The sequence below is a fragment of the Colwellia sp. 6M3 genome, assembly GCF_014077595.1.
Classification (GTDB): Bacteria; Pseudomonadota; Gammaproteobacteria; order Enterobacterales; family Alteromonadaceae; genus Cognaticolwellia.
In genome coordinates this window covers 1-11306 of record NZ_JACGWF010000108.1, presented here as the reverse complement: position 1 = coordinate 11306, position 11306 = coordinate 1, and the positions used below count along the sequence as shown (strand labels likewise).

8 protein-coding genes are annotated in these 11306 nt (G+C 35.3%); all 8 read left to right on the top strand.

Annotated features, from left to right (window positions below):
• The first annotated feature begins 355 nt into the window (after positions 1-355).
• Entirely contained in the window at positions 356-3073 is a 2718-nt protein-coding gene (locus H4J50_RS16845; RefSeq protein ID WP_182257444.1) for an SLBB domain-containing protein, read from the top strand.
• A gap of 138 nt (positions 3074-3211) precedes the next feature.
• A complete protein-coding gene (gene tviB / locus H4J50_RS16840) occupies positions 3212-4492 on the top strand; it encodes a Vi polysaccharide biosynthesis UDP-N-acetylglucosamine C-6 dehydrogenase TviB (protein ID WP_220466298.1) in 1281 nt (426 codons plus the stop codon).
• 93 nt (positions 4493-4585) lie between these two features.
• A complete protein-coding gene (locus tag H4J50_RS16835; RefSeq protein ID WP_182257443.1) occupies positions 4586-5632 on the top strand; it encodes an NAD-dependent epimerase/dehydratase family protein in 1047 nt (348 codons plus the stop codon).
• A 378-nt stretch (positions 5633-6010) separates the two neighbouring features.
• Positions 6011-7129: a Wzz/FepE/Etk N-terminal domain-containing protein gene (locus tag H4J50_RS16830; RefSeq protein ID WP_259366283.1), complete on the top strand. Its 1119-nt coding sequence runs from the start codon at positions 6011-6013 to the stop codon at positions 7127-7129.
• Positions 7130-8167 (top strand): UDP-N-acetylglucosamine--undecaprenyl-phosphate N-acetylglucosaminephosphotransferase, encoded by a 1038-nt coding sequence (gene wecA, locus H4J50_RS16825; RefSeq protein ID WP_182257442.1) that lies wholly within the window; start codon positions 7130-7132, stop codon positions 8165-8167. It begins immediately after the preceding gene.
• A gap of 257 nt (positions 8168-8424) precedes the next feature.
• Positions 8425-9672, top strand: a complete 1248-nt coding sequence (locus H4J50_RS16820) for a flippase (RefSeq protein WP_182257441.1) — start codon at positions 8425-8427, stop codon at positions 9670-9672.
• Positions 9673-9690: 18 nt separating this feature from the next.
• The gene (glf, locus tag H4J50_RS16815) at positions 9691-10800 is read left to right on the top strand and encodes a UDP-galactopyranose mutase (RefSeq protein WP_182257440.1); all 1110 of its coding nucleotides are present in this window, start codon (positions 9691-9693) and stop codon (positions 10798-10800) included.
• Positions 10790-11306, top strand: a 517-nt coding sequence (locus tag H4J50_RS16810; protein WP_220466297.1) for a hypothetical protein, incomplete at its 3' end; no start/stop codon positions are given. The genes glf and H4J50_RS16810, both read left to right, overlap by 11 nt.

Below are 11306 nucleotides of genomic sequence, written 5' to 3'. Positions count from 1 at the left end.
ATGTATTGTCACAGTTATTTTTGAGTATTGGTTATTTTCGCTTTAAGTCAAAAATTGTACTAACGACAGAGTATTGTAAACAAAGTTATCCGTTACTGGTATTAAATAGGTACTACTTAATAAAGCTTGATAGTTAAGTCATGCTATGAAGTTAGTCATTTAAAAACAAGTTTAAATAACAAACCGATAACCTAACCCATTTTATCGCTAAGCCTTATAGCAATAACGTACTTTATCTTGATGCTTAGGTTAATAAAAAGTTACTTTAACCAAAGTACACTTACTGATAAACTCCCCGCTGATTTACTTTTAAATCTAAGTTCTGTACCCCGTATATAGGAAGAAATACGCGCCAATGATTCACTTTATTCGTCTACTAACAAGCCTTCTCGTCGTTTTTACATTCTCTTTTAATGCGCTTGCTGCACAAATTAGTCAACAGCAAATAGCGCAATTTAAAAACTTACCTAAATCTCAGCAGCAGGCACTAGCGCAGAGTATGGGCGTTGATCTTAACTCGGTGATGGGGCAAATATCAGGTAGCAACCAACAAGCACAACTCTCATCAACACCAGTTACACCTAGAGCTACGACTGAAAATAACATTAGAAATCAGGATGAAGATTCTTTTTTCGAAGACGATAATGCATTGTTCAAACCGCTTGAAAGGTTTGGTATGGACGTTTTTTCCAATGCCCCAAGTACGTTTACGCCCACCATGGACATCGCCATTCCTAATCATTATGTTTTAGGCGTAGGTGATCAATTATCGATACAAGTATATGGCAAAGAAAATGCTGAATACGTTCTACCTATAACCCGAGAAGGCAATATACTTATTCCTGATGTTGGGCCAATTAAAATCGTAGGGTTATCTTTTTCAGAAATGAAAAAGTTTCTGACTGAAAAAATTCAACAACGCATTATCGGCGTAAATGTAGTTGTAAGCTTAGCTGAGTTACGCTCTATGCGTATTTTTGTGTTAGGTGATGCTTATAAACCTGGTCCTTATACATTGAGTTCACTTTCAAGTGTAACACACGCTATTTTCGCTGCCGGTGGTGTTAGTGATATTGGCTCATTGCGTAATATTGAAGTAAAGCGTGCGGGTAAAATTGTTCAAACAGTAGATTTATACGACCTACTTATAAAAGGCGATTCATCAAGTGATATTTTATTGCAATCTGGCGATGTGGTTTTTATTCCTACGCAAAGCAAAAGTGTTTCAATACTGGGTGAAGTAAGACGACCTGCCATTTATGAATTAAAAAAAGGCGATAACTTCAATCAGGTTATCGCCATGGCTGGTGGTTTACTGCCATCGGCATACCCTCAATCTACGATGATTGAACGTTACAATAACCAAAATTTACGTAGCATCATCAATGTTGACTTAACTGATAGCGCGGCTCGTACGCAAGAATTAAAAAGTGGTGACTATATACGTGTGCTAAAAAGCTCAGGTATGTATGAACAATCAATTACCGTAATCGGCGCTGTAACACGCCCAGGTAAATATCAATGGCAACAAGGTATTAAAATAGCGGATTTATTACCAAGTTTAGACTCTCATATATTACCATCGGCCGATTTAAGTTATGGCTTAATTGTTCGTCAAAAAGACGATGCTAGAAACATAGAGGTACTGCAGTTTAATTTAGCGCGAGCATTAAATCTTTCGGTTGAAAATTCGGTTGATAACTTAATGCTACTGCCGAGTGATAAAATTTTAATATTTTCAAATGTTACAAAATCAGTTGATGAAAAAATATCGTTAGACGAGTTGGCTTTTACAAAAGAGCAACTTTTTGCTAAAGAACGTCAACAAGCTAAAACTTCATATGATGAAAAATCATTTTGGAAAAAATATGGTGGCAGTTCGTCACAACGTTCATCGGCAACTGCAGAAGATGAAGAAGCCGAGCGTTTAGCGAACCAATCGTTAGTAGAAATTACTAATACTGTTGACAGAACTGTCGATATTCGTGAAATGGCGCTATTTTCTCGCCCACGCCTATTAGCACCAGTGTTGAGGAAACTTCGCCAGCAAGGTGCTTCAGGGCAACCCATTCAATTGGTTGAAGTTGATGGTCAAGTTAAGTTTCCTGGTATCTATCCTTTAGCTCAAAACGCGAAAATTAGTGATTTATTAGCCGCGGCTGGTGGTGTAAAAGAGTCTGCATATTTAACACGTGCTGAAGTTACTCGAAATACGCTCACTGCAGAAGGTGCGACAAAAGTATCGTTAGATGTAGATTTAGATTTAGCATTAAAAGAAGATAAGAACTTTGATATAGCTTTGCAAAGTAAAGACAGATTAAACGTGCACAAAATTCCAGCTTGGAGCGAAAACCATGTTGTTGAGTTACGTGGTGAATTTGTCTTCCCTGGAAAATATACCATTCGACGTGGTGAAACTTTAGCTGACTTAGTGACTAAAGCGGGTGGCTTAACACAATATGCTCACCCTGATGGCTCAGTATTCACCCGTAAAAAGCTGAAAGAATTAGAAAAGCAAAACTTGATTAAGCTCGCAGGTGACCTACGTATTGAAATGGCGTCTAAATCGTTAACAGATCAAGGTACTTCAACTTCTTACGACGATGCTCAAAAGTTATTGTCTGATATTACCGAGCTTGAACCTGTAGGGCGTTTAGTTATTAACCTGCCCCGTTTAATGAATTCAAATAGTGATGAAGTATTATTGGAAGGTGGAGACATACTTTTTGTACCGACTAAGAAAAATTCTATTAACGTTATTGGCCAAGTGCAAGTAGGATCATCACATTTATACAACAGTGCAATGACAGCAGAAGACTATATTGCCCAAAGTGGTGGCATTAAAAAACGTGCTGATGAAGAGCGTATTTACGTTATATCAGCAAGTGGTAGCATTAAAATGATAGAACAAAGTAACTGGTTTGCTGGTACAGCAGATACCTCATTGAAACCAGGCGACACCATAGTTGTGCCATTAGACTCAGAATATATGAGCGATTTAACGTTATGGTCTACCGCGACACAAATTATTTATAATGCAGCGGTCGCCGTTGCGGCGATAAACGGAATTTAGTAAGACATAATGTTCTTAGTAGATCGGTATTTATAACGTCAATTTGATGATTTAAATACCGACCTACAATTTAAACAGCATTAAGTGAAGAAGTAATAATAAAATATAACTGACTTATAATGGTATAGGATTCTTAAAATGATACGTGACTTAAAAGATGTAAAAATTGCCATAATCGGCTTAGGCTATGTTGGTTTGCCGTTAGCGGTAGAGTTTGGAAAAAAATATAAAACTTTAGGTTTTGATATCAACCAAGCACGCATATCAGAATTAAATAATGGTATCGATAGCACGCTTGAAGTTAGCGATGAAGAATTGGCCGAAACAGTAAACCTCAGCTACTCCTGTCAACCAGATGATTTAAAAACAGCTAATGTTTATATTGTTACTGTGCCAACGCCTATTGATCAACATAAACAGCCTGATTTAACGCCATTGATTAAAGCGAGTGAAATGCTAGGTAAGGTAGTTAAACAGGACGATATTATTATTTATGAATCTACTGTTTACCCTGGGGCAACAGAAGAAGCTTGTATTCCCGTAGTAGAAAAATTTTCAGGTTTAGTTTTTAATAAAGATTTTTATGCTGGTTATTCACCTGAACGTATTAATCCGGGTGATAAAGAACATAGAGTTACAAATATATTGAAAGTAACCTCAGGCTCAACCCCTGAAATTGCGACAATAGTTGATGATTTATATCGCTCTATTATCATTGCTGGTACACACAAAGCGAGTTCAATCAAAGTTGCAGAAGCTGCAAAAGTTATTGAGAACACACAACGCGACGTTAATATTGCCTTGATCAATGAGCTGTCTATTATTTTTAATAAACTCGATATCGATACTTTGGAAGTACTAGAGGCTGCAGGCACTAAATGGAACTTTTTACCGTTCCGCCCAGGTTTGGTAGGAGGTCACTGTATTGGTGTTGATCCTTATTACTTAACTCATAAAGCTCAGTTAGTTGGCTATCATCCTGAAATGATACTGGCCGGAAGACGTTTAAATGACGGTATGGGCGCTTATGTAGTGTCTCAATTAGTAAAAAATATGTTACATAAACGTATTCAAGTGGAAGGTGCAAACGTATTAATTATGGGCCTTACATTTAAAGAAAATTGTCCCGATTTACGTAATACCAAAATTGTTGATATTGTAAGTGAGCTTAAAGAATATAATATCAATGTAGATATTACTGACCCATGGTGTTCAAGCGAACAAGCTGAGCATGAGTACAATTTAAGTCTGGTTGAAAAACCAAAAACAGGTCATTACGATGCCATTATTCTTGCCGTAGCTCATAATCAATTCAAGCTAATGGGAGTTGATGAAATTCGCAAATTAGGTAAAGCACAACACGTACTTTACGACTTAAAATACATTTTGCCGAAAGAGTCAGTGGATATGCGTTTATAAAAGCATCACATAAAATAAATGTGAGTTAATTATGACAAGTATTCAGCTATAAGTTTTAAACTATCAGTAAAGTAACAGAAAATGGACGTAATAATGTCAAGATACGATGAAGTAAAGAAACAACTTATACAAACACCAAAAACTTGGCTTGTAACAGGTGTCGCCGGATTTATTGGCTCAAACCTTCTAGAGACATTGTTACTTTTAAACCAAAAAGTTATAGGTTTAGACAACTTTGCTACTGGCCATCAACATAACTTAGATGAAGTTCAATCTGAAGTGTCGCCTAAGCAATGGCATAACTTTACTTTCATCAAGGGCGATATTAGAAACTTTGATGATTGTCAAAAAGCCCTCACAATTGATAATACAGCGGTAGATTACATTTTGCATCAAGCTGCATTAGGATCTGTTCCTCGCTCAATTGCCGACCCGATTTTAACTAACTCGGCTAATATAACGGGTTTTGTTAATATGTTAACGGCAGCAAAAGACGCTAACGTAGCAACTTTTGTGTACGCTGCTTCAAGCTCTACCTACGGTGATCACCCAGCATTACCTAAAGTTGAAGAAAATATTGGTAAACCATTATCACCTTACGCTGTTACTAAGTATGTGAACGAGCTTTATGCCGACGTATTTAATAAAACTTATGGCTTAAATACGACAGGTTTACGTTATTTTAATGTTTTTGGTAAACGCCAAGACCCTGATGGCGCATACGCTGCTGTTATTCCAAAATGGACTGCAGCAATGATAGAGAATCAAGACTTATTTATTAATGGTGACGGTGAAACTAGTCGCGATTTTTGCTTTGTTGAAAATGCTGTACAAGCAAACATATTAGCGGCAACAGCTGATGAAGAAGGCAAAAATCAAGTTTTCAATGTAGCACTTGGCGATAGAACAACACTGAACGAGTTGTTTTCAAGCTTAGTGTCTGCGTTAAGTATAAATGAAGTCAGTTATAGTAAGCAGGCGATTTATCAAGACTTCAGAGTAGGAGATGTACGCCATTCACAGGCCGACATTTCTAAAGCTAAAAACCTAATAGGTTATCAGCCAGAGTTTCGTATTCAGCAAGGTATTAACAAAGCCATGCCTTGGTATATCGACTTTATAAAAAAACAAAAGATGTAACAAGTTAATACAGTTAACATAACATAAATTGTAGGTCGGGCTTTAGCCCGACATCTTAATTTAGAAACACAAAGTTGAAGGCAAAGCATCAGCCAAACGAATCTGAAAGCTTATTACCATTACTTTAAACCTATATAATAGAGCTTTTTTCACAAACAGTTCTCAATCCAAAATATTGTGCATTATCTATATAAGTATCAAAGCTGATGAGGCAAAATCATATACATTTGCTAATATTACTGAGTTGTTGTGACTAAAAAATTAATAAAGCACTATTAACAAGGTCGAAGACCTTGTTATAATGCCTACTCAGTTGGGCAATTAGTATTATATGTTAATTTAAAATGCCTCTAGGAATAGTTATTAAAATGAACTTAAATGCGAGTTATTGTGAAAAGTCATAAATTGCAAGGAAGTACTTCAAGTGAAGTCAACGCAATGAATTCAAAAGAATTTTATCAGCAACAACACCTCACCGAAGACGACGAAATAGATTTGGCCGAACTTTGGCATGCTATATGGTCAGGCAAGCTATTGATTATTATCATTAGTGCTCTGTTCGCCATATCATCAGTTTTATATGCGATTAATCAACCGAATATTTATAAAGCCACAACCTTATTATCTCCAACTGGCGACCAAGGTGGAGCTGGCGGCTTAGCTAAAATGGCTGGACAGTTCGGCGGTTTAGCAAGTTTAGCGGGTATTAATCTTGGCGGCGGTGGCACCGACAAAACAGGCCTGGCGCTTGAAGTACTAAAATCTCGATTTTTTCTAGAAAACTTTATTACTAAACATAGTTTACTTGTGCCATTAATGGCCGCAAATAATTGGGATATTAATACCAATACACTCATGTTTGATGAAGAAATTTATAACATAACGAGTAAAACATGGATAAGAGAAGTTAAAGCACCTAAAAAACCTCAACCTTCTTCATGGGAAGCATTTCGAGAATTTAAAGAAATTTTGTCGATAGCAACCGATAAAGGAACGGGAATGGTCACAATTTCAATAGAGCATTACTCGCCAGAAATTGCCACTCAATGGTTAAAGTTATTAGTAGATGATATTAATAGTACTATGCGCGAACAAGATAAAATTGAAGCGCAAAACAGTATTGAATATTTAACTAAAAAATTAGAAGAAACACAGCTATCAGATATGCAAACCGTTTTTTACCAGCTGATTGAAGAGCAAACCAAAACCATAATGCTAGCTGAAGTTTCAAAAGAGTATGTATTAAAAACCATTGATCCTGCCAATGCACCAGAAGAAAAAGCTAAACCAAAAAGAGCCTTAATTGTTGTACTCGGTACTATGCTTGGGGGTATTTTATCAGTGCTAATAGTTTTAATACGATACTTTACTAAAAAAAGTACACCGACTAATCTTAGTAATGATTCGTTAAGTGACAATAAATCAGAATTTGATACGAATCAGGCAACTGAAGTGAGCCATAAAAACCAAGCACTCGGCAAACAGGAGTATATTTAGATGATAGTCACTGTATTAACTGCCTTAAGCGCTTTTTGTTTTGCTTTTATTGCGATTAAATTATTCAAGCCAATTGCAGTAGATGTTGGTTTAGTGGATAAACCTAATGCGAGAAAGCATCACGAAGGTCAAATACCTCTTATTGGCGGTATTTCTATATTTGCGGCTGTATTAGCTGCAAGCTTAATCTGGTTGCCTAATACTCTAGAGTTACGTATGTACTTAATTGCCTCGGCGATGATGGTGTTTATTGGTGCGCTTGACGATAAATTCGACCTTAAAGTACGTATTCGAATTGTTGGGCAAATTATTATTGCCAGTTTAATGATCTACGGTGTAGGTGGTTATATTGCTAGTTTAGGTAACTTGTTTGGTTTAGGCAATATAGAGTTAGGACCATTAGGCATCATATTTACCTACTTTGCCATAATTGTTGTTATAAATGCGTACAACATGGTTGATGGTATTGACGGTTTAGTCGGCAGTTTGAGCCTGAATACCTTCACTGCTATCGCAATATTATTTTTAATGAATGGTAATAGCGGTTATTTAACTTACCCGTTAATATTAGCTACAGCCACTTTGCCTTATCTAATGTTTAATTTAGGTTATTTCAAAAAATATACAAAGAAAATATTTATGGGCGATGCTGGTAGCATGTTCATTGGCCTAAGTGTAATTTGGTTATTAACCATTGGCACACAAGGGGATAACGCTTCGTTTAGACCAGTTACTGCTTTATGGATATGTGCAATACCGTTAATGGATATGTTAGCAATTGTTATGCGCCGTTACCGAAAAGGTAAATCTCCGTTCAAACCTGATCGTGATCATTTGCACCACATATTGCAACGTGCGGGCTTGTCATCACGCCAAACATTGTTGGTAATCTCAATCGCTTCTGTCGTTATGTCCTTAATCGGTGTGTTAGGTGAATATTTCCAAGTACCCGAAAGTATAGAACTGGCTTTGTTTGTATTTATGTTTGTTCTTTATAATAAATACGCAAGACACTTTAGTTGGAAGTACAATGAATAATCATGTTTATTTAGCTAATATTACAATTAAACTAGATTCAATTCAGAATTGCTTACATCAAATGTGTGATTCAGTAGATATTTAACATATGAAGTTATAATTTGTTGATTTAATTATTATTATCAATACCAAGCCATTGGTATACATTAATTTAATTTTACTATCAGATAAAGTTAATGTCTTATTAAATAAGCTTATGAATAGTTACACCCAAAACCTTAGGCTAATTCCTAACCGTCAAAAGTTGTAGAAAAATAATGTTGGATAGAACTATAATTAAAAATATTTCTTCGTTATTCAGCATCCGTGTTGCTGGATATATTATCCCTTTAATTACACTTCCATATTTAGTTCGAGTTTTAGAGCCTATCGGTTTTGGTAAGTTGGGTTTTTGTATAGCAATTATTCAATACTTTATTATTGCTGTTAATTATGGATTTGATTTGTCAGCAACTCAAAAAATTGCACAAGTTAATGGCGATAAGTTGAGATTGAGTTTGATTTTTTGGAATGTCATCGCTATACGTGTATTGATTGCGTTTACAGGTTTAATGTTATTATTTTTATTATCAATAGTTTTTGATAGTATATCCTTATTGTTGCCCATTTTATTATCTGCATATGTAGCGGTGTTTGCTGCTGCATTATTTCCACAATGGTTATTTCAAGGGAAAGAGCAGTTAGGTACTATTTCTATTATTCGACTTGTACTTCAAGTGTTCCAACTACCATTTTTATTTTTATATGTTCAAAGTACTGATGATATTTGGCTAGCAGCGTTGTTATCATCAATGCCTCCTATTATAGTCGTTGCATTTTCTGCATACTTGATAGTTAAAAGACACTGGATTATTTGGCTTTTACCTACACGTGGAGCTATGAAAAAAGAGTTGCAGGATGGTTGGCATCTATTTTTATCAACTGCTGCCATTAGCCTCTATACTACCTCTACTACTGTACTTCTCGGTATTATTTCTGGCCCTGTTAGTGTTGCAATTTATGTGTCTGCACATAAATTATTACAAGCTGCGCAGGGGATATATGCACCTATATCTGCATCGTTTTATCCACGCATCAATAATTTAATGAAGAAAAATAAAGCTCAAGCACTAGAAATGATAAAATATTTAATGAAGATTCAAACCGCAGTAACTTTTGGTATCAGTATTTGTCTCTTTATCTTTGCGCCTTATGTTGTCTCACTTTTATTTGGTTCTGAATTCGAACGGAGCGCTTCAGTGCTTAAAATTTTGAGTGTTTTACCTATAATAATAGGATTCAGTAATATCTTTGGAATTCAGGTCCTACTTACTCATGGTTATAAGAAAGAGTTCTCGACTATATTAATGTCATCAGGGTTAATCAGTTTACTAACATTAATACCATTATGTTATTTATTAGAGTCTGAAGGTGCTGCAATATCAGTTGTCATTACAGAATCAATAGTAACATTATTGATGTTGCGTACTATACATAAAAAATCAATCCCTCTTTTTAACACTTAATTTAGGATGTATTATTAAATGAAATACGATTATTTAATTGTAGGCTCAGGTTTATTTGGCTCAGTTTGTGCTCATGAACTTACAAAGCAAGGTAAAAAAGTACTTGTCATCGATAAGCGTGGGCATATTGGTGGGAATATCTATACAGAAAACAATAATGGAATACAGGTGCATAAATATGGCGCACATATATTTCATACTAATGATAAAGAAATATGGGATTATGTAAATTCATTTGTCGAGTTTAACCGTTTTACCAACGCACCTCTTGCAAATTATAAAGGGCAGTTGTTAAACTTGCCATTTAACATGAATACCTTCTATCAGTTATGGGGTACTAAAACTCCGGAAGAAGCAAAAGCAAAAATAGCTGAGCAACGTAAAGAAATGGATGGGATAGAACCATCTAATCTTGAAGAACAGGCAATTTCATTAGTAGGTAGAGATATTTACGAAAAATTGATAAAGGGTTACACCGAAAAGCAATGGGGTAGAGATTGTAAAGATTTACCTGCGTTTATTATCAGGCGTTTACCTGTTCGTTTTACTTACGATAATAATTACTTCTCTGATAATTATCAAGGTGTACCTAAAGGTGGTTATACTAAGTTAATTGAAAAAATGCTTGTGGGAGTTGAAGTTCGACTAAATATTGATTTCCTTAAAGACAAAGAATACTACAAGAGGGTGGCTGATAATATAATTTATACTGGTCCTATTGATGAGTATTTCGATAATAAGTTAGGTAAGTTGGAGTACCGATCTTTAGAATTTAAAACAAGAACAATAGAGCAAGAGAACTACCAAGGTAATGCCGTTATAAATTATACTGAGCGAGATATTCCTTTTACTCGTATTATTGAGCATAAACACTTTGATCACGTAACTACAAATCATACTGTTGTAACTGAGGAATATCCATCTGAATGGAAAGAAGGTGATGAACCGTACTACCCAATAAATGATGAGAGGAATATGCAGTTATTTAAGCAGTACCGCGAATTGGCCAAGTCTGAAAATGTAATATTTGGTGGGCGTCTCTCTGAATATAAGTATTATGATATGCATCAAGTCATTCGGTCAGCATTAAATAAAATAGCAAAGCTGGAGAGTACTAATGACTCATAAATGTGTAATTGCAATTTGTCCTGGAAATTCAGTAACAGGAGGTCCAGAGTTAATACATCAGTTGGTTGATAGTATTAATCAGAATGGAGGGGATGCTAAAGTTCTATATTATCCTTTTGAACGCGACTTTAAAGTCCCGAACGCTTATTCAAAATATAATGTGAAAGTATGTAATATTGCTGATGTACAAAATGAAGATTATCAGTTCGTTATACCTGAAATCGCAACCCAATATACTAACCGTCTACCTGGATCTAACTTTCATATCTGGTGGTTGTCTGTGGATAATCACTTTAAATATTTAAAGGATGATTTTTTTGGTAAATGTAAATTATTTATCAAAAGAATCATAAAGCATAAATCCTTACCATTAGATTTTAATCAGTTAGGTAACTATAAGCATTGGGTGCAGAGTTATTATGCAAAGGAGTTTCTGAAATCAAAAAACATTGAATCTAATTTTCTTTCAGATTTTTTAAATGAAGAGCATTTAAACCAAAGTATTG

Excerpts from the sequence above, each read along its gene's own strand:
- glf (WP_182257440.1), top strand. The coding sequence starts at position 9,691 with ATGAAATACGATTATTTAATTGTAGGCTCAGGTTTATTTGGCTCAGTT.
- wecA (WP_182257442.1), top strand. The coding sequence starts at position 7,130 with ATGATAGTCACTGTATTAACTGCCTTAAGCGCTTTTTGTTTTGCTTTT.
- H4J50_RS16820 (WP_182257441.1), top strand. The coding sequence starts at position 8,425 with ATGTTGGATAGAACTATAATTAAAAATATTTCTTCGTTATTCAGCATC.
- tviB (WP_220466298.1), top strand. The coding sequence starts at position 3,212 with ATGATACGTGACTTAAAAGATGTAAAAATTGCCATAATCGGCTTAGGC.
- H4J50_RS16830 (WP_259366283.1), top strand. The coding sequence starts at position 6,011 with ATGCGAGTTATTGTGAAAAGTCATAAATTGCAAGGAAGTACTTCAAGT.
- H4J50_RS16845 (WP_182257444.1), top strand. The coding sequence starts at position 356 with ATGATTCACTTTATTCGTCTACTAACAAGCCTTCTCGTCGTTTTTACA.
- H4J50_RS16835 (WP_182257443.1), top strand. The coding sequence starts at position 4,586 with ATGTCAAGATACGATGAAGTAAAGAAACAACTTATACAAACACCAAAA.